The following is a 17,395-nucleotide window of genomic DNA, read 5'->3' as shown; positions in this document are numbered from 1 at the left end:
TTCCGTTTTACAAGGTAGCGGAACAACTCGGCCCGCGACATGCGGACGGCGCGGGATAGTGCGCGGGGGCGCCATTTGTCAACGAAAATCCGTGGAAATGCGGTCAGTCGGTCACGCGGTATTCGACCAGTTCTGTCCGCTGCACGGGCAGGAAGTTGTCGTCCGAGATCATCGTCATCCGGATCCCCAAGCCGTCATCCCAGACCGCGATCCCTTCGAGGTTGTCATATTGCAGCGTCCCGGTGGTCAGCAGCTCCTCGGCCGAGGTGATGCCCTCGGGACCGAGGTCAAAGCGGCGCACCCGCGACCGGAAACCCAGCAGGCCACGAAAATTGCGTTCCAGCAGATACAGCCGGCCGTCCGGCCCCATATCAGCCCCGACCGCCTGCCAGTCGGGGTCGGCGGGGATGCTGAACGGTTGATCCCAACGCTCACCACGATAGCGCCAGACCGGGAAAGCGCCGCCCTCGGGGGCATATTCGGGCAGGGTCAGCAAGTCGCCTTCCGGGGTGACGGCAAGGGCCTCGAACCCTTCATTGACCTGGATGCGCTTCCATTCGGGCGGCACGGGCACGCGCGTTGCGGGCCCGTCGACATCGTCATAGCGGGCGATGCGGTCCAGCCCCTCAAAGCTGATCCAGACGGTGCCGTCGCGGCCGATTGCCAGACCCTCGCTGTCACCCAGCCGACCGGGGCGCAGCGGCGCGCCCTGGCTGTCGCGCAACGGCGCACGGCCCGACATCCGCATCTCGCGGATACGGCCGGCAGCATCGCGTTCGATCGCGCCCCAGCGGATCCAGGCGCGATCCGAAACGACATGGAAGTTGGTGCCGTCATCGCTGATCTCGATGCCGGAAAAGCCGCCGAAATCGGATTCCGGCAGCGTCCAGACATAGCTGCCCACATAGTCGAGACGGGCCCCGCCAAAAGATGGCAAGGCCAGCAACGACATGAGCGCCGAAAGGATCAGCGTGCGGTGCCGATTGCCTGACATTGCCTCGGCATCTCGCTTAGCCGGAAGCTGCGGGGGTGGCGGTAATTGGGATCGGACTTGCCTTTCGGCCGGGTCGACGGATTGGCACGGTAAGCCAGTTCCTGCAGGGCCGCGCCGCAGCCATTGTCATTGCCCGACAGCTGCGCCACCGGCGTCGCCGGGTTCAGGCAACCGGGGCTGCCGGCGGGGCAGTTCATGCGGATGTGGAAATGATAGTCATGGTTCGGCGTCGGCCGCAGCTTTTGCAGCCATGCGCCCCGGTTGCCGTTCATCCTGCACATCTCGACCTTGATGGCGGCGTCCAGGAAAATCCGGTCGACGCGAGCATCCATGGCGGCGGTCTGGATCAGCGCGGCATGGGACGGCGTCCAGTGTTGCGACAGGCCCAGCCCGTTCCTCGCCACCACCGAAACCGAAGAGATCTTTTCGCGCTGCGCCGGCGACAGGTTCAGGCTGGCGGGCGGCAGCATCCAGATATCGGCGTCCAGCCCCAACTGATGGCTGGCATGGCCGGTCAGCATCGGGCCGCCGCGCGACTGGCTCATATCGCCGACATAAAGGCCGCGCCAGCCCAGCTTGGTCGCGGCGTTTGACAGCCCCATCACAAAGCCGACCAGTTCGGGGTGGCCCCAATTGCGGTTGCGCGACAGGCGCATTGCCTGCCAGGTCGGGCCGGATTCGGGCAGCGCCACCGCGCCCGAGACGCAGCCCCGGCTATAGCTGCCGACGGCCACGGGGGCGCCGGCGGTCGGGCCGGGCGCATGGCCGAAGACGTCCTTGGCCAGCGGCTCGGCCAGCACAGGCGCGGCAAGGCCGACCACGGCGGCGGCCGTCAGGATAAATTTGCGGATCACTGCTCTGCCTCTCCGTTCTTGTTGACCCAGTTTAGCAGGAAGATCGCCAGAAGGAACATCACGATCAGCGGAGAGATGCCGACGCGTTGGCTGCCGGTCAGATCCGTCACCAGCGCGATCAGGAAGGGCGCAAGGAATGCCGTGGCCTTGCCCGACAGCGCATAAAGGCCGAATGCCTCGGTCGCGCGCTCTTCCGAGGTGTGGCGCACCATCATCGTACGAGAGGCCGCCTGCAACGCCCCACCCGCCCCGCCGATCAGCGCGCCGCAGACGAAGAAGATGATGTCCGGCAGTTTCGAGCCTGCGGCAAGCGGCACGCCCATGACCGACTGCCGGTCCATGGCGACGATGGTGATGCAGACCAGCGTCAGCACGAAGATCGCTGCCAGAATAACCGGCTTGGGTCCCCAGCGGCGATCCGCGCGCCCGCCCAGCCAGGAAATCACCACAGCTGACAGGGCGCTGACCACGCCGAAGACGCCGGACAGAAAGACCGGCCAGCCCAGCACCGTGCCGGCATAGACCCCGCCAAACCCGTAAAGCGCGTTCAGCGCATCACGTGACAGCATGGAGGAGATCAGCCAGTTCGCCAGGCTCGGGCGATGGCGCAGGCTGCGAACCAGTCGCCCCAATTCACGCATGGCAAGGCCAAGCCGGATCGGCCTGCCGGTCCCTGCGGGTTCCTTCACCCACAGGAAGAAGGGGACCATGAAGATGACAAACCAGATCGCCGTGAAGGGGCCGACGAAGCGAGTGCCCTCGCGCGTCGCGGCATCCAGTCCGAACAGCGGCGGGATGCCCGCCAGCGTCAGCCCGCTGGGCGTTTCGGCAAAGCCCAGAAGGGTGATCGCCAACGCGACCAGCCCGCCAAGATAGCCGAAGGCAAAGCCCGAGCCGGACAGCCGCCCGATCTCTTCCCGCGGGGCGAGGCTGGGCAGCATGGCATTGGTGAAGATGGTGGCGAATTCGACGCCGATCAGCCCGACCCCGAAAAAGGCCACCGCCGCGATCAGATGCGGATCGGTCGGCGTCAGCCCCCACAGACCCGCCGCGCCGACCACGATCAGCCCCGAAAAGAACCACACCCATGGCAGCCTGCGCCCGGTGGTGTCGGCGACCGCCCCCAGAACCGGCGCCAGCACAGCGATGACAACGCCACCGATCGCCAGCCCATAACCCCACAGCGACTGCGCCGCTGCGCCCGCCTGCGCGGCGTCCATGCCCTCCGCGATGAAAGACCGCTTGGCGACCTCGGCGTAGTAGATCGAGAAAATGAAGGTCACCAGCAGCGTGTGATAGGGCTGGCAGGCCCAGTCGAAAAACCACCATCCCCAGATACGTTTACGGTTCAAATGGTATCCTTCCCACTGCCTGAGGCGAGATAAGGCGAAACCAAACGGTCTTGGCAACCTTCTTTTCGTCCAATGCCCGGCGGGCTACCCTCGATCATCCTGCGGAAAGGAAACAACATGCTGACTGGAATCTGCCACTGTGGCCGATTGCACTGGCGTTTTGATGTCTGGCGCGACGGCGCGACGCTGTAATCCCTAGCCGCGAATGGCCTCGCGCGCCTCTGGTGCGACTTCGGGCGGCCAGGGCCGCTGCGCATCCGCCGCGATCCATGCCCGCACCCATTCCGGCAGCGCCGGGCTTTCGTCGTGATAGCCGACGGCGGTGAAAACCTCACTCGGAGAGACGATGCCCTTTGGCCCGGTGAAGGCACCACGCAGCAGCATGTGGTTGCAGCATTCACCCTTTCGCCACATCGACTGCTCCATATACATGAAGCGCCGATCCCAGCCGATCATCCGCGTCACCATGGTGAAGCGTTCAAACGCCCGGATGCGGCGGCGATACCGGGTTGAGTTACCCGCCACCGTGATCCCCCAGCCGTTTTTGCGCAGCGCACCGATCAGCCCGGTCCGCGATGCCATCGGAATGCGTCCCAGATCGTACAGCGTCAGGGTACGGCCGTTATTCAGCTCAATCCACGGGTCCAGATCCCAGGGCCAGCACATATGGGTCGAGATATGGCTGTCCAGCGGCCCCAGCTTGGGCGCGTTGCGGAACTTCAGCATCTCTTTCGTGAATCGGATCAGCGGATACATCGGCGGCCTCCTGTTGCGGTTGGGGTAACAGGGGCGTGCGCGGTGTCAACGCGGACGCTACGCAACCTTGCACGAAGGGCCTTCCTGCCTTAGTGCGGTGCAGGAATTTGCGCGGAGTGGAAGCGATGGCGATGAATGGAACGCCGCGCGTCGGCCTGATCGGCTGGCGGGGCATGGTGGGCTCGGTCCTGATGGACCGGATGGAGGCCGAGGGCGACTTCGACCATATCGAGCCTGTTTTCTTCTCGACTTCCAACGCCGGCGGCAAGGCCCCCAAGGGCGATGCGCCGCTGGCCGACGCTTACGACCTTGATGCGCTGAAATCCTGCGAGGCGATCATCACCTGTCAGGGTGGCGATTATACCTCGGAAATCTATAAGAAACTGCGCGAGACGGGCTGGAACGGCCATTGGATCGACGCGGCCTCGACCCTGCGCATGTCGGATGACGCGCTGATCGTGCTGGACCCGGTGAACCGCCCGCAGATCGACGACGCCATTGCCGCGGGCAACCGCAACTGGGTCGGCGGCAACTGCACGGTGTCGTGCATGTTGATGGGCGTGGGCGCGCTGTACAAGGCCGGACTGGTCGAATGGATGTCGACGCAGACCTATCAGGCGGCATCCGGCGGCGGTGCCAAGCATATGCGCGAGCTGCTGACCCAATACGGCAAGCTGAATGCCGAGGTCCGCGACCTGCTGGACGATCCGAAATCGGCGATTCTGGAGATCGACCGCAAGGTGCTGGCCCGCCAGCAGGCGATGCTGGGCACCGATGAGGCCGCGCAGTTCGGCGCGGTTCTGGGCGGCAGCCTGATCCCGTGGATCGACAAGGATCTGGGCAATGGCACCTCCAAGGAAGAATGGAAGGGCATGGCCGAGACGAACAAGATCCTCGGTCTTGGTCCCGATGCGCTTGGCGGGTCGAACGAAAAGGCGATCCCGGTCGATGGCTTCTGCATCCGCATCGGCGCGATGCGCTGCCACAGCCAGGCCCTGACCTTCAAGCTGAACGGTGACGTGCCCGTGGACGAAATCGAGGCGATCATCGCCGAAGATAACCCTTGGGTGAAGGTCGTCCCGAACGAGAAAGAGGCCTCGATGCGCGACCTGACGCCGGTTGCGGTAACGGGCACGCTGACCATCCCGGTCGGGCGCATCCGCAAACTGGCCATGGGGCCGGAATATGTCGGCGCCTTCACCGTCGGCGACCAGCTTCTTTGGGGCGCGGCAGAACCGCTGCGCCGTATCCTGCGCATCCTGATCGAGGCCTGATCCATGACCACGCTGTTTCAAGCCATCATGCTGATCCTGGACGTCCTGTGGTTCCTGATGATCTCGCATATCATCATGTCCTGGCTGATCAATTTTCAGGTCCTGAACCTGCGCCAGCCGCTGATCGCGCAGCTTTGGGACGGGCTGAACCGGATCCTCGAACCGCTTTACGGCCCGATCCGGCGGCTTCTGCCCAATACCGGCGGTCTCGATCTTGCGCCGCTGGTCGTCTTCATCGGTCTCATCATCCTGCGGCAGGCCCTGATCAATAACGCCGGCGTCTTCCTGGGCTGACCATGCCAGCCGACCTGCTGCGCCAGATCTTCGGCTTTGACGAATTTCGTCCCGGCCAGCAGGACATTGTCGAGGCCGTGGCGGGTGGCCGCGATGTGCTGGCGATCATGCCCACAGGCGGCGGCAAATCGCTGTGCTATCAGCTTCCCGCGCTGATGCGCGAGGGCGTGACGGTGGTGATCTCGCCCCTGATCGCGCTGATGCGAGATCAGGTCCGGGCGCTGCGCGAGGCGGGGGTCAATGCGGGCGCACTGACCTCGGGCAATACCGAGGCCGAGACGGACGAAATCTTCGCCGCGCTCCGCGAAGGGACGCTGAAGATCCTCTATATGGCGCCGGAACGGCTGGCTTCGGGCGGGACGCTGCCGCTGCTGCGGCGCGCCGGCGTCACGGCGATTGCCGTGGACGAGGCGCATTGCGTCAGCCAGTGGGGCCATGATTTCCGCCCCGACTACCTGCGCATCGGCGAACTAAAGCAGGCGCTGAACGTGCCCCTGTCGGCCTTCACCGCAACGGCGGACGCGGAAACGCAGGCGGAAATCGTCAACCGCCTGTTCGCGGGCCAGCCGCCCCTGACCTTCCTGCGCGGCTTCGACCGTCCGAACATCTATCTGGCCTTCCAACCCAAGGACAGCCCGCGCAGGCAGGTGATGGACTTTGTAGCTGCCCGGCCCGGTCAGTCGGGCATCGTCTATTGCGGCAGCCGCGCCAAGACCGAAACCCTGTCAGCGGCCCTGAACGCCGCAGGCCATCCGGCGCTGCATTACCACGGCGGCATGGACCCCGATGCACGGCGAGAGGCCGAGGCCCGTTTCCAGCGCGAGGACGGGCTGATCGTCGCCGCGACCGTGGCCTTCGGCATGGGCATCGACAAGCCGGATATCCGCTGGGTCGCCCATGCCGACCTGCCCAAATCCATCGAGGCCTATTATCAGGAAATCGGCCGCGCCGGACGCGACGGCGCCCCGGCCGAAACCCTGACCCTGTTCGGCCCCGACGACATCCGCATGCGCCGCGCCCAGGTCGACGAAGGTCTGGCCGACAACGCCCGCAAGGATGCCGACCATGCCCGGCTGAACGCGCTGCTCGGGCTGGCCGAGGCGACCTCCTGCCGCCGCCAGCTGCTGCTGTCCTATTTCGGAGAAGCGTCAGAGCCCTGCGGCAATTGCGACCTGTGCGACACCCCGCCCGCCACCTTCGACGCCACCCTGCCGGTGCGCATGGCGCTGTCGGCGATGCTGCGAACCGGCGAGTGGTTTGGCGCAGGCCATATCATCGACGTGCTGACCGGCAACACGACCGAAAAGGTCCGCGAGCGTAGCCATGACCAGCTGCCGACCTTCGGCGTCGGGCGTGAATGGTCCAAGCCGCAATGGCAGGCGATCATCCGCCAGATGATGGGCCGCGACCTGTGCCGCCCCGATCCGGCGCGCCACGGCGCGCTGCATATCACCGACGCGGCCCACCCGATCCTGCGGGGCGAGACCCCCGTGACCCTGCGCGAAGACAGCATCAAACGCGCGAAACCCGCTTTCGTCCCGAAGATGCAGGTGGCAGAGGAAGACGCCCCGTTGTTTTCCGCCCTCAAGGCCAAGCGCCGGGCGCTGGCAGAGGCCGCGCGCGTGCCGGCTTACGTCATCTTCCCCGATCGCACCTTGCAGGAAATGGCCGAACGCCGCCCGCAAACCCTGGACGAGATGGCCCGTATCAACGGCGTCGGCGCGAAGAAGCTGGACAGTTACGGCGACGCCTTCCTGTCGGTGATCGCGGGCGACACGGCACCGATGCACCCCGCCCGCCGCGCGCTGGCGGGCCGCGACGCGGGCGCGCTGTTTGACCGCCTGGCCGAAACACAGATGCGGCTGGCCCGGGGCGAGGATGGGACCGAAAAGCCGCTCAGCTGCTCGACCGGGCAGCTGAAACGCATCGCGGAACAAAGGCCCGCCGACCGAGGCGCGTTGTCGCGGATTTTGGACGATGCGCGGCTGGATCGCTTTGCCGACGCCTTCCTGGACGAAATCGCGACCAGCTGACCCTTTGCCCGGCAGGCGGCATCAGCTAGGCTGCCGCCATCTTAACAGAAGGAAGCTGATCATGGCTCTTGGTGAAGGCGATAAACTGCCCTCGGGCACGCTGCTGCAAATGACCGAAAACGGCCCCGCACAGGTCGATCTGGCACAATACACCACCGGCCGCGTGGCGATTTTCGCGCTGCCGGGTGCCTATACCGGCACCTGCACGACCGCGCATGTCCCCAGCTTCATCCGCACCGCCGACCAGTTCCGCGCCAAAGGCGTCGACCGGATCGTCTGCGTCAGCGTCAACGACCCCTTCGTGATGGGCGCATGGGCGGAATCGACCGGCGCCGACAAGGCCGGGCTGACCTTCCTGGGCGATGCCGATGGCAGCTTCACCAAGGCCATGGGTATGGGCTTTGACGCCCCCCCAGCGGGCCTGTTCGGCCGCTCCAAGCGTTATGCGATGCTGGTCGAAGACGGCACCATCACCGCCCTGAACATCGAAGAATCGCCGGGCCAGTGCGAGATTTCCGGCGGCGAGGCGCTGCTGGATCGCGCCTAAACCGGGATCATGGTGCCCTGCAGCATGGCGACATGCTTGCGGGCACCCTCTTTCTCGGCCCACACATCCGCGGCGACCACCACGATACGGCGGCCGGCGCGGATCACCCGGCCCTCGGCGACCAGCCGGTCGCCAAGCGCGGGGGCCATCAGGTTGATCTTCATCTCGACCGTCATCACCTCGGCCCCTTCTGGCATAACTGTCAGCGCTGAATAACCGGCCGCCGAATCGCCGATCGAAAACGCCAGCCCGGCATGGCCTGCGCCCTGCTGTTGCAAGCTGGTCGGCAGGATCGGCGCTGTGATCACAACCCGCCCCTCGGCCACACTGTCCAACGTGGCACCAAGCGTCTGCATCATCGTCTGCTTGCCGAAACTGTCGCGGATGCGGCTGTCGTTATCCATCTGTCCCCCCGAAACTGATGGATCAAAGAAAGCCGATCATCCGCCCCGCGACAAGGGTGCCCAGCCAGGCGCAGATCGACACCACAGCAGCCAGACGCAGCCCGCCCGAGACCTGATCGCGCCGCACCGCCCGGCGCCATCCCGGCCCCAGATGCACCGCAGCGACATTCACCAGCGCCAGGGCCAGCAGCAACGCCTTCCACCGCAGCGCAGGATTGGCCAGGTATTCGGCAGGCCGGACCGAGATCAGCGCGAGGCCCGTCAGCACCGCCAGCGCCACGCCCACCGCCGCGACATGGCTTAGAAACGGGCCAATCACGTTCAGCGACGGGCCATTCAGCACGCCGATCAGCCGCAGATCCAGCGGGATGATCGCGCCGAGGATCAGGGCGATCCCCAGAATATGCGCGGCATTGACCAAGGCATAGAACGTCGCCGATCCGCGCATCGGGCCCCCAAATGGCAAGGCCGCCAGAAGATCGGCCAGTGCCTGCAAATCAGCTGTCCGGGATCCGTTCGGGGTAGAAGTCGTATTGCTGCCCGTCGATGGTGATGCGAACGGCTTTCATCAGCGCCTTGCTGTGATCCTCGGACCGGTTGCCCAGCACGGTGACAGTCGCGCCCGGCGCGGTCACTCCCTCGACAAAGCCAGCGCGTTGGGTACGGCCGGGATTGCCCAGCTCGACCCGCCAGAGGGTGCCGTCTTCGGCCTCGACCTCAAGGATCGGGTGCGGGGGCGCGATGGTGATGCTGCGAATGGTGCCGGTCAGCTGGACCAGCTCGCCCTCGGCCCAGCCCCAGCCGTGATGGGCGGACGCGGGCAGCGCAAAAGACAGAAGCATTGCAAGAATGGCGGCGAAGCGGCGTATCAGATACATGGCATTCCCTCCGGTTCAGGCCCAGCTTAGCGCGTCAGGGGGAAATTCCGCAGGATTATCGCTTCACAGCTGGTTGAGCGGCCTAATCCCCAAACAACCCGCTTTGTTGGGGCGCTTTCGGCGCGTCCAGCCCCAGATGCCGCCAGCCCTTTGCCGCCAGCATCCGCCCCCGAGGCGTCCGCGCGATCAGCCCCTGTTGCAGCAGGTAAGGCTCGATCACCTCCTCGATCGCATCGCGGCTTTCGGACAGCGCGGCGGAAATGGTTTCAACGCCGACCGGCCCGCCGCCATAGTTTTCGGCGATCAGCCCCAGATAGCGGCGGTCGGCCCCGTCCAGCCCCAGATCGTCGACGCCCAGCCGGGTCAGCGCGCTGTCGGCGATTTCGCGGGTCAGCCGGCCGTCGCCTTCCACCAGCGCAAAGTCCGCCACCCGGCGCAGCAACCGCCCGGCAATACGTGGCGTGCCACGCGCACGGCGAGCGATTTCGCGGGTGCCGTCGGGGTCCGCGCCCATCCCCATCAGCCGGGCGCCGCGCTGCACGATCAGGTCGAGTTCGTCGATGGTATAGAATTGCAGCCGCGTCGGGATGCCGAAGCGGTCGCGCAGCGGCGTTGTCAGCAGGCCAAGACGCGTCGTCGCACCGACCAGAGTAAACGGCTGCAATTCGATCCTGACGGTGCGCGCGGCCGGCCCTTCGCCGATCATCAGGTCCAGCTCGAAATCCTCCATCGCCGGATACAGCACTTCTTCAACCGCCGGGTTCATGCGGTGGATTTCGTCGATGAACAGCACGTCGCGGGATTCGAGATTGGTCAGGATCGCCGCCAGATCCCCCGCCCGCGCCAGTACCGGGCCAGAGGTCATCTTGAAATTCACCCCCAGCTCGCGCGCCATGATCTGCGCCAGCGTGGTTTTCCCAAGGCCGGGCGGGCCGTGGAACAGCGTGTGATCCATCGCCTCGCCCCGGCGGCGCGCGCTTTCGATGAAGACACGCAGATTAGCCCGCGCCTCGGCCTGACCGACGAAATCGGTCAGTGCCTGCGGGCGCAGGGCGCGGCCCGGCTCGTCCTCGGGCAGGGGTTCGGGGCGCAGGGTGGGGTCAGAGAATTCCATTCAGCCTCGATCTGTGGGGAAACGCCCCTATTCCTTCGGTGCCAGCGAACGCAGCGCCGCCCGGATCAGCGCGGGCGTCGCCGCAGCGGGGTCAGCGCCTGCCGCCTGCGCCACCGCCTGCGCGGCCTCGGACGGGTTATAGCCCAGATTGGTCAGCGCCGACAGCGCCTCGGATTGCGCGGCGGCGGATGGCGGTGGGGCAGCGGCGGCGGGGGACGGGGCCGCAGGCGCGGGGGCCTCGGTCTCGATGACCGGGGTGCCCGCATCCACCGTCAGCGCGCCGCCCATGGCCATGACAGACGGGGCCTTGTCCTTCAGTTCCAGCACCACACGCTGCGCCAGCTTCGGGCCGACGCCGGGCGCCTTTCTGACCGCCGACCAATCGCCGAGCGCGATGGACCGGCCCAGACCTTCGGCCCCAAGCGTCCCCAGAATCGCCAGCGAGGCCTTGGCCCCGATCCCCTGCACCGAGGTCAGCAGCTTGTGCCATTCCTTTTCCAGCAGGCTGGGGAAGCCGAACAATTGCAGCAGATCCTCGCGCACCAACAGGTCGGTATACAGCGCCGTCGCCTGCCCCACGGGCGGCAGATTAGCGGCGGTGCGTTCGCTGATATGGACGATATAGCCCACGCCGCGCACGTCGATCAGAACGTGGTCGGGGGCGCGGTGCAGGATGACGCCTGCGATCCGGCCGATCATGCGCGCGCCTTGATGCGGACGGCCCGCGATTGCAGGTGATGGGCGTGACAGATGGCGATTGCCAGCGCGTCCGCCGCGTCTGGCCCGGCGAAGTCGACGCCCGGAAGCTGGTGGCGGACCATGTGTTGAACCTGTTCCTTCCCGGCATGGCCAACACCGACCACGGCCTTTTTTACTGCGTTCGGGGCATATTCGCCGATTTCCAGCCCGGCCTCGGCCGGGGCCAGCAGGGCGATGCCGCGCGCCTGCCCCAGCTTCAGCGTGCCCACCGCATCCTTGTTCACAAAGGTCTGTTCGACCGCCGCAGCCGTCGGCGCATGGGCGATGATGACCGCCGACAACCCGCGATAAAGCCGCAGCAGTCGCTCGCCCAGTTCGCCTTTGTCGGAATGCACGACCCCGTTGGCAATGTGGCGCAGACGCGGGCCGTCCAGCTCAATCACGCCCCAGCCCATGTTCTGCAAACCGGGATCGATGCCCAGAACCCTCATGCCCTGCCCTCATTCGTTCTTTTTTGACAGGCTAGCACGAAACGCGAACATCGGGAAAGAGGTCCTTTTGACGCCTCGGGTTTGCTTGACACCGCCCCCCCGTTCCTTGAGACAAACGTTAAACATGTCGGAGGACAGATGTCGCCAGCCCTGATCGCTGCGCTGCCCTTTTTGGGCGCGCTTTTGCCCGGACTTCTGATCCGCTCGGGGCGCAATGTCGCGGCAATATCATGCGGAACCATGACATTGCTGGCCCTGATCGGGCTTTGCCTGCACATCCCGGCCATCATGGACGGGCAGGTCATCACCAGCCATTTCACCTGGCTGCCCCGGATCGGACTGGATGCCAGCTTTCGCATCGATGGGCTGAGCCTGCTTTTCGCCATCCTGATCCTGGGGATCGGGCTGCTGATTATCCTCTATGCCCGTTACTACCTGTCCAAAGGGGATCCGGTCGGGCAGTTCTATACCTATTTGATGCTGTTTCAGGGCGCGATGGTGGGCATCGTGCTTTCGGACAATATCCTGTTCCTGCTGGTGTTCTGGGAACTCACATCGTTGTCGTCCTTCCTGCTGATCGGCTATTGGAAGCACCTGCCGGAAGGGCGGCAGGGCGCGCGGATGGCGCTGACAGTTACCGGCATGGGCGGGCTGGCGATGATCGCGGGGATGATGATGCTTGGCAATATCGCCGGCAGCTATCGCATCAGCGACATTCTGGAAGCGAAGGAGGCCATTCAGGCCTCGCCCCTGTACCTGCCCGCCCTACTGCTGATCCTGCTGGGCGCCTTTACCAAATCGGCGCAGTTCCCGTTCCATTTCTGGCTGCCGCACGCCATGGCCGCGCCGACGCCGGTTTCGGCCTATCTGCACAGCGCCACCATGGTGAAGGCGGGGCTTTTCCTGATGGCGCGGCTGTGGCCGGTGCTGGCCGGCACGCCCGAGTGGTTCTATATCGTCGCCACCACGGGCCTGTTCACCATGCTGATCGGCGCGGTGATCGCGCTGTTCAAGGATGACCTGAAGGCGATCCTCGCCTTTTCGACCGTCAGCCAGCTGGGCATGGTGACCATGCTGCTGGGTCTGGGGACCGAGGCAGGCGCCATCGCTGCCGTCTTCCACATCATCAATCACGCCACCTTCAAGGCGGCGCTGTTCATGACCGCCGGCATCGTCGACCACGAGGCCGGCACCCGCTCGATGAAACTGCTGGGTGGCCTGCGCAAGCTGATGCCGGTCACCTTCACCATCGGCACCATCGCCGCGCTGTCCATGGCCGGAGTGCTGCCGCTGAACGGCTTCATTTCCAAGGAAATGATGCTGGAAGAAGCCATTCATACCACCTGGGCAGGCTATGCCCAGCTGTTCGGGATCGTCGCAGCGATCGCAGCGACATTCTCGGTTGCCTATTCGCTGCGCTTCATCGCCGGCACATTCTTGGGGTCAGAGCGTGACGACTACCCCCACCACCCGCATGATCCCGGCATGGGCCTGCTATTCAGCCCGAGCCTGCTGGTCGTGCTGGTCATCCTGATCGGGCTGATGCCGATGACCATGGCCGGCTGGCTGGTGACGGCATCCGCCGATGCGGTCACGGGCATGGAAACGCATCCTCATCTCGCGCTGTGGCATGGGGTGAACATACCGCTGATGATCTCGGGCGCCGCGCTGGTGATCGGTGCGCTGATGGTTGCCTTCCACCGTCCGCTGCAAGCGATATGGGACGCCATGCCGCGCCCCGAAGCAAAGGTGATTTTCGACAGGATCATCCGCCGCGCCGTCCGCTGGGCGCAGGCAGTCAATGACGGGCTGCATGACGGGCGGCTGGCGCGCGGCGCGGGCATGATGTCCGGGACCGTCGTTCTGGCGGGCACATTCGCCTGGGTCACCGGCAGCACCGGGCCCCAAACCCGCGAGATGCTGCCCATCACCCCCGTCGCCGGCGTAGGCTTCGTGCTGCTGATCGTGGCCACGGGCTGCATGGTCGCCTTCCACCGCAATCGCCTGCTGGCGCTGGTTCTGATCGGCATTGTCGGGCTGATCGTCAGCTGCGGCTTCGTCTATCTGTCCGCGCCGGATCTGGCGCTGACGCAGATCTCGGTCGAGGTGGTCACCGTCATGCTGATGCTGCTGGCGCTGAACTTCCTGCCCAAACGCACCTGGGTCGAAACCGGAGGCCTGCGCCGCGGCGCCGACGCGCTGATCGCCACCGTGGTGGGGCTGGCTTTTGGCGGTCTGGCCTATGCGATCATGCGCCGCGACTTCGCGTTTGAGACGATCTCGCAATACCATATCGCCAACAGCTACAAGCAGGGCGGAGGCGACAATATCGTCAACGTCACGCTGGTCGACTTCCGCGGCTATGATACTTTCGGCGAAATCACCGTGCTGGGGATCGCGGCGCTGGTGATCTATGCGATGACGGAAACGCTGCTGATCGGCAAATCCGCCCGCAAGCTGACCAACTGGCGCCACGATCAGCGCCGCGCAGGCGACCGCCACCCGCTGATGCTGGTGGTGGCGACGCGGCTGATCCTGCCGATCTCGTTGACGGTGGGGCTGTTCATCTTCATGCGTGGCCATAACCAGCCGGGCGGCGGCTTTGTCGCCGGTCTGATCGTCGCCATCTCGTTGCTGATGCAATACATGGCCTCGGGCTTTGCCTGGGCGCAGGAACGCCAGCGCGTGCCGTTCCACGCCATGATCGGCACGGGCGTCGTCGTCGCCGCCGCCACCGGGATCGGCGCCTGGTTCTTCGGCCTGCCCTTCCTGACCTCGGCCTACGGCTATTTCAAACTGCCCTTCCTGGAAGAGTTCGAGCTGGCCACCGCCATGGCCTTTGACCTTGGCGTCTTCCTGTGCGTTGTCGGCGCCGTGATGCTGGCGCTGAATTCGCTGTCGCGGATCGCCCGGCGCACGGGCGAGGCGTCGACCCGTCCGGCCACCGCAGAAGCACCAACCGCTGACCCGAAGGAGGCGCATTGATGGAAGCGCTTGTTGCAATCGCCATCGGCGCCATGAGCGCCTCGGGGATCTATCTGGTGCTGCGCCTGCGGACCTTCCCGGTCGTGATCGGCATGACCATGATGTCCTATGCGATCAACCTGTTCCTGGTCACCACCGGCCGGCTGGCAGTCAACAAACCGCCGATCCTGCAAGGCCACGGGCCGGCCGATTTCTCGGCCTATACCGACCCGCTGCCGCAGGCGCTGACGCTGACCGCAATCGTCATCTCGTTCGGGATGACGGCGGTGGTGGTGCTGCTGTCGCTGGGCGCCTTCATCGAGGGCGGCGACGACTATATCGACATGCCCGAATCCGACCGACGCGAGGGCGGGGATACCGAATGAACCACTTTATCATTGCCCCTGTCGTCCTGCCCGCGATCATCGGCGGTCTCATCATCCTGTGGATGCGCCACGACCTGCTGTTGCAACGTGTCTTCTCGACCGTCGGCTCGGCCCTGCTGCTGGGCGTGGCACTGTATCTGGCGTTTCATGCCAATACCGGCGAGGTCTTCGTCTATCGGCTGGGCAACTGGCCTGCGCCCTTCGGCATCGTGCTGATGCTGGACCGGCTGGCCGGGCTGATGCTGGTGCTGACGGCGTTTCTGGGGCTGGTCGTCCAGCTTTACGGCATCGGCTCGGGCTGGGATCGCAAGGGCTGGCATTTCCATGCGCTGTGGCAGTTCCAGATGATGGGCGTCATGGGTGCCTTCCTGACCGGCGACGCCTTCAACCTGTTCGTCTTCTTCGAGGTGCTGCTGATCGCGTCCTACGGGCTGATGATTCATGGCGGCGGCGCGCTGCGGCTGCGCGCGGGCGTGCAATATGTGGTCATCAACCTGATCGGCTCGACCCTGTTTCTGGCCGCGCTTGGTACGCTTTACGCCGTCACCGGTACGCTGAACATGGCCGATATGGCGGTCAAGGTGGCGCAGATGCCGGCCAGCGACACGGCGATCTTGCGCGCGGGCGCTGTGCTGCTGATGCTGGTCTTCGCCATCAAGGCGGCGCTGGTTCCGCTGCATTTCTGGCTGCCCTCGACCTATGCCAACGCGCCGGGCCCGGTCGCGGCGCTGTTCGCGATCATGTCGAAAGTCGGGGTCTACGCGATCATCCGCTTCTATACGCTGGTCTTCCCGGGCGACGGCGCGGTCGAGAGCCTGATTTCCGACATGCTGCTGCCGGCCGCGCTGATCACGCTGGTCGTCGGTCAAGTGGGCGTGCTGGGCGGGCGTCATATGGGCCGGGTGGCGGCGATGTCGGCCATCGCCTCGATCGGGACGCTGGTCATCGCGGTGTCGATGTTCACGCCGGCGTCCATCTCGGCGGCGCTGTATTACACCATCCACTCGACCCTGACCGGGGCGGCGCTGTTCCTGATCGCCGACATGATCGCGGCACGTCGCGGCGGCGATCTGTGGCTGACGCTGCGCCCGAAGATCCAGAACAGCGGGCTGATCGCGGCACTGTTCTTTGCCGCCGCCATCGCCGCGGCGGGCCTGCCGCCGATGTCGGGCTTTATCGGCAAGCTGCTGGTGCTGGATGCGACCCGTCTGGACCCGTGGTGGATCGGCATCTGGGCCACGATCCTCATCACCTCGCTTTTCGCCATCGTGGGCTTTGGCCGGGCGGGTTCCACCCTGTTCTGGCTGCCCTTCCAGCTGCAACGGATCGAACAGCAGGCCGAGGCCGAGGGCAAGCCTGCACCGAGGGCCCCGATCCCGCCCAAGCTGGAACCCGATGAACATATTCAGGACATCGGCGACGCCGTTTCGCCCGCATTGGCCTTCGCCGCCACCGGCGCGCTGCTGGCGGGTCTGGTCCTGCTGACCGTCTTCGCGGGGCCTGCGCTGCGGATGACCGACACCATCGCCGAGCAGCTTTTCAGTCCGCATCCCTATGTCGAATCGGTACTGACCAACCAGGAAGGTGCGCGGCCATGACCCGGCTTTTCCCCCATCCGATCCTGTCCGTGCTGCTGGTGGTGACCTGGCTGCTGCTGGTCAATGATTTCCGCTGGGGCTCGCTGGTCTTCGGGATGATCATCGGGCTGGTGATCCCCCTGTTGATCCGGCCCTACTGGCGGCAGCGATCCAGCCTGAAATCGCTGCCGAAATATGGCAGCTACCTTGCCCTTGTGGTGTGGGACATCATCGTCGCCAACGTGCAGGTCGCCAAGATCGTGCTGTTCAAGCCGAATTCACAGCTGCAACCCGCCTGGATCGTCATCCCGCTGGAAATCCGCACCCCCGAGGCCATCACCGTGCTGGCCGGCACCATCACGCTTACGCCGGGTACGGTCAGCTGCGACCTGTCGGAATGTGGCCATGCGCTGCTGGTCCACTGCCTGCACGCGCCCGATCCTCAGTCCGTCGTGGTTGACATCAAGACGCGCTATGAATCGCGCCTGAAGGAGATCTTCGCATGATCGCCTATGCCCTGACCTTCGCATTTGCCTGCTTTGGCATCGCCCTGCTGTTCAGCCTGTACCGGGTGGTGATCGCGCCGGGCGTGCCCGACCGGATTCTGGCGCTGGATACCATGACCATCAACATGATCGCCCTGCTGACACTGTTCGGATTTCGCGAGGGCACCGAGATGTATTTCGAAGCCTCGCTGCTGTTTGCCATGGTCGGCTTTGTCTCTACCGTGGCTTACGCAAAATTCATCCTGCGCGGCGACATCATCGAATAGGGGGCA

Annotated in this window: 19 protein-coding genes; 9 read left to right on the top strand and 10 right to left on the bottom strand. The window is 65.2% G+C overall.

Annotated features, from left to right (window positions below; genetic code table 11):
• Nucleotides 1–103: 103 nt before the first annotated feature.
• The 4 genes from G7044_RS08020 to G7044_RS08005 form a co-directional block, all read right to left on the bottom strand.
• A complete protein-coding gene (locus tag G7044_RS08020; protein WP_166327876.1) occupies nucleotides 104–994 on the bottom strand; it encodes an esterase-like activity of phytase family protein in 891 nt (296 codons plus the stop codon).
• Nucleotides 967–1,848 carry a penicillin-insensitive murein endopeptidase gene (gene mepA / locus G7044_RS08015; RefSeq protein ID WP_166327875.1) on the bottom strand — a complete coding sequence of 294 codons (882 nt, stop codon included), beginning with the start codon at nucleotides 1,846–1,848 and terminating at the stop codon, nucleotides 967–969. The genes G7044_RS08020 and mepA overlap by 28 nt, the downstream gene beginning before the upstream one ends.
• Nucleotides 1,845–3,200, bottom strand: coding sequence for an MFS transporter (locus tag G7044_RS08010; protein ID WP_166327874.1), 1,356 nt, complete (start codon nucleotides 3,198–3,200; stop codon nucleotides 1,845–1,847). Before G7044_RS08010 ends, mepA begins: the two co-directional genes overlap by 4 nt.
• 195 nt (nucleotides 3,201–3,395) lie before the next feature.
• Entirely contained in the window at nucleotides 3,396–3,956 is a 561-nt protein-coding gene (locus G7044_RS08005) for an acyl-CoA thioesterase (protein ID WP_166327873.1), read from the bottom strand.
• Between the two features lie 125 nt (nucleotides 3,957–4,081).
• Here G7044_RS08005 and asd point away from each other — a divergent pair, with 125 nt between their 5' ends.
• The 4 genes from asd to G7044_RS07985 all read left to right on the top strand — a co-directional run bounded on the left by asd (nucleotide 4,082) and on the right by G7044_RS07985 (nucleotide 8,104).
• A complete protein-coding gene (asd, locus tag G7044_RS08000; RefSeq protein WP_207630224.1) occupies nucleotides 4,082–5,230 on the top strand; it encodes an aspartate-semialdehyde dehydrogenase in 1,149 nt (382 codons plus the stop codon).
• Between the two features lie 3 nt (nucleotides 5,231–5,233).
• On the top strand, nucleotides 5,234–5,524 hold the full coding sequence (locus G7044_RS07995) for a YggT family protein (RefSeq protein WP_166327872.1): 291 nt from the start codon (nucleotides 5,234–5,236) through the stop codon (nucleotides 5,522–5,524).
• A gap of 2 nt (nucleotides 5,525–5,526) precedes the next feature.
• Entirely contained in the window at nucleotides 5,527–7,557 is a 2,031-nt protein-coding gene (gene recQ, locus G7044_RS07990) for a DNA helicase RecQ (protein WP_407947392.1), read from the top strand.
• Nucleotides 7,558–7,618: 61 nt separating this feature from the next.
• Nucleotides 7,619–8,104: a peroxiredoxin gene (locus G7044_RS07985; protein WP_166327871.1), complete on the top strand. Its 486-nt coding sequence runs from the start codon at nucleotides 7,619–7,621 to the stop codon at nucleotides 8,102–8,104.
• Here the strand turns inward: G7044_RS07985 and G7044_RS07980 are convergent.
• The 6 genes from G7044_RS07980 to ruvC all read right to left on the bottom strand — a co-directional run bounded on the left by G7044_RS07980 (nucleotide 8,101) and on the right by ruvC (nucleotide 11,690).
• A complete protein-coding gene (locus G7044_RS07980) occupies nucleotides 8,101–8,508 on the bottom strand; it encodes a PaaI family thioesterase (RefSeq protein ID WP_166327870.1) in 408 nt (135 codons plus the stop codon). The two genes, G7044_RS07985 and G7044_RS07980, sit on opposite strands and share 4 nt — an antisense overlap.
• A 22-nt stretch (nucleotides 8,509–8,530) precedes the next feature.
• Nucleotides 8,531–8,956, bottom strand: a complete 426-nt coding sequence (locus tag G7044_RS07975; RefSeq protein WP_166327868.1) for a DUF2214 domain-containing protein — start codon at nucleotides 8,954–8,956, stop codon at nucleotides 8,531–8,533.
• 49 nt (nucleotides 8,957–9,005) lie between these two features.
• Nucleotides 9,006–9,386 carry a DUF6152 family protein gene (locus G7044_RS07970; RefSeq protein ID WP_166327866.1) on the bottom strand — a complete coding sequence of 127 codons (381 nt, stop codon included), beginning with the start codon at nucleotides 9,384–9,386 and terminating at the stop codon, nucleotides 9,006–9,008.
• Nucleotides 9,387–9,468: 82 nt separating this feature from the next.
• The gene (gene ruvB, locus G7044_RS07965; RefSeq protein ID WP_166327864.1) at nucleotides 9,469–10,500 is read right to left on the bottom strand and encodes a Holliday junction branch migration DNA helicase RuvB; all 1,032 of its coding nucleotides are present in this window, start codon (nucleotides 10,498–10,500) and stop codon (nucleotides 9,469–9,471) included.
• A 27-nt stretch (nucleotides 10,501–10,527) separates the two neighbouring features.
• Nucleotides 10,528–11,199 carry a Holliday junction branch migration protein RuvA gene (gene ruvA, locus G7044_RS07960; protein ID WP_166327862.1) on the bottom strand — a complete coding sequence of 224 codons (672 nt, stop codon included), beginning with the start codon at nucleotides 11,197–11,199 and terminating at the stop codon, nucleotides 10,528–10,530.
• The gene (gene ruvC, locus G7044_RS07955) at nucleotides 11,196–11,690 is read right to left on the bottom strand and encodes a crossover junction endodeoxyribonuclease RuvC (RefSeq protein WP_166327860.1); all 495 of its coding nucleotides are present in this window, start codon (nucleotides 11,688–11,690) and stop codon (nucleotides 11,196–11,198) included. The genes ruvA and ruvC overlap by 4 nt, the downstream gene beginning before the upstream one ends.
• A 138-nt stretch (nucleotides 11,691–11,828) precedes the next feature.
• Between ruvC and G7044_RS07950 the strand changes: the two genes are divergently transcribed.
• Genes G7044_RS07950 through G7044_RS07930 form a run of 5 tightly spaced genes read left to right on the top strand, consistent with a single transcriptional unit; the run spans nucleotide 11,829 to nucleotide 17,389 of the window.
• A complete protein-coding gene (locus G7044_RS07950; protein WP_166327858.1) occupies nucleotides 11,829–14,675 on the top strand; it encodes a monovalent cation/H+ antiporter subunit A in 2,847 nt (948 codons plus the stop codon).
• Nucleotides 14,675–15,040 carry a Na+/H+ antiporter subunit C gene (locus G7044_RS07945; RefSeq protein WP_166327856.1) on the top strand — a complete coding sequence of 122 codons (366 nt, stop codon included), beginning with the start codon at nucleotides 14,675–14,677 and terminating at the stop codon, nucleotides 15,038–15,040. Before G7044_RS07950 ends, G7044_RS07945 begins: the two co-directional genes overlap by 1 nt.
• Nucleotides 15,037–16,638, top strand: a complete 1,602-nt coding sequence (locus G7044_RS07940) for a monovalent cation/H+ antiporter subunit D (RefSeq protein ID WP_166327854.1) — start codon at nucleotides 15,037–15,039, stop codon at nucleotides 16,636–16,638. The genes G7044_RS07945 and G7044_RS07940 overlap by 4 nt, the downstream gene beginning before the upstream one ends.
• The gene (locus G7044_RS07935) at nucleotides 16,635–17,123 is read left to right on the top strand and encodes a Na+/H+ antiporter subunit E (RefSeq protein ID WP_166327852.1); all 489 of its coding nucleotides are present in this window, start codon (nucleotides 16,635–16,637) and stop codon (nucleotides 17,121–17,123) included. Before G7044_RS07940 ends, G7044_RS07935 begins: the two co-directional genes overlap by 4 nt.
• A complete protein-coding gene (locus tag G7044_RS07930; protein WP_166327850.1) occupies nucleotides 17,120–17,389 on the top strand; it encodes a K+/H+ antiporter subunit F in 270 nt (89 codons plus the stop codon). The genes G7044_RS07935 and G7044_RS07930 overlap by 4 nt, the downstream gene beginning before the upstream one ends.
• Nucleotides 17,390–17,395 lie beyond the last annotated feature (6 nt).

This window comes from Paracoccus xiamenensis (genome assembly GCF_011308835.1).
Classification (GTDB): domain Bacteria; phylum Pseudomonadota; class Alphaproteobacteria; order Rhodobacterales; family Rhodobacteraceae; genus Paracoccus; species Paracoccus xiamenensis.
Note: the sequence above shows the minus strand (reverse complement) of the source record. Positions and strands in the feature narration are given on the sequence as shown.

Coding starts and splice junctions, on each gene's coding strand:
- G7044_RS08020 (WP_166327876.1), bottom strand. CDS start 994: ATGTCAGGCAATCGGCACCGCACGCTGATCCTTTCGGCGCTCATGTCG.
- G7044_RS08005 (WP_166327873.1), bottom strand. CDS start 3,956: ATGTATCCGCTGATCCGATTCACGAAAGAGATGCTGAAGTTCCGCAAC.
- asd (WP_207630224.1), top strand. CDS start 4,082: ATGGCGATGAATGGAACGCCGCGCGTCGGCCTGATCGGCTGGCGGGGC.
- G7044_RS07995 (WP_166327872.1), top strand. CDS start 5,234: ATGACCACGCTGTTTCAAGCCATCATGCTGATCCTGGACGTCCTGTGG.
- recQ (WP_407947392.1), top strand. CDS start 5,527: ATGCCAGCCGACCTGCTGCGCCAGATCTTCGGCTTTGACGAATTTCGT.
- G7044_RS07985 (WP_166327871.1), top strand. CDS start 7,619: ATGGCTCTTGGTGAAGGCGATAAACTGCCCTCGGGCACGCTGCTGCAA.
- G7044_RS07980 (WP_166327870.1), bottom strand. CDS start 8,508: ATGGATAACGACAGCCGCATCCGCGACAGTTTCGGCAAGCAGACGATG.
- G7044_RS07975 (WP_166327868.1), bottom strand. CDS start 8,956: ATGCGCGGATCGGCGACGTTCTATGCCTTGGTCAATGCCGCGCATATT.
- G7044_RS07970 (WP_166327866.1), bottom strand. CDS start 9,386: ATGTATCTGATACGCCGCTTCGCCGCCATTCTTGCAATGCTTCTGTCT.
- ruvB (WP_166327864.1), bottom strand. CDS start 10,500: ATGGAATTCTCTGACCCCACCCTGCGCCCCGAACCCCTGCCCGAGGAC.
- ruvA (WP_166327862.1), bottom strand. CDS start 11,199: ATGATCGGCCGGATCGCAGGCGTCATCCTGCACCGCGCCCCCGACCAC.
- ruvC (WP_166327860.1), bottom strand. CDS start 11,690: ATGAGGGTTCTGGGCATCGATCCCGGTTTGCAGAACATGGGCTGGGGC.
- G7044_RS07950 (WP_166327858.1), top strand. CDS start 11,829: ATGTCGCCAGCCCTGATCGCTGCGCTGCCCTTTTTGGGCGCGCTTTTG.
- G7044_RS07945 (WP_166327856.1), top strand. CDS start 14,675: ATGGAAGCGCTTGTTGCAATCGCCATCGGCGCCATGAGCGCCTCGGGG.
- G7044_RS07940 (WP_166327854.1), top strand. CDS start 15,037: ATGAACCACTTTATCATTGCCCCTGTCGTCCTGCCCGCGATCATCGGC.
- G7044_RS07935 (WP_166327852.1), top strand. CDS start 16,635: ATGACCCGGCTTTTCCCCCATCCGATCCTGTCCGTGCTGCTGGTGGTG.
- G7044_RS07930 (WP_166327850.1), top strand. CDS start 17,120: ATGATCGCCTATGCCCTGACCTTCGCATTTGCCTGCTTTGGCATCGCC.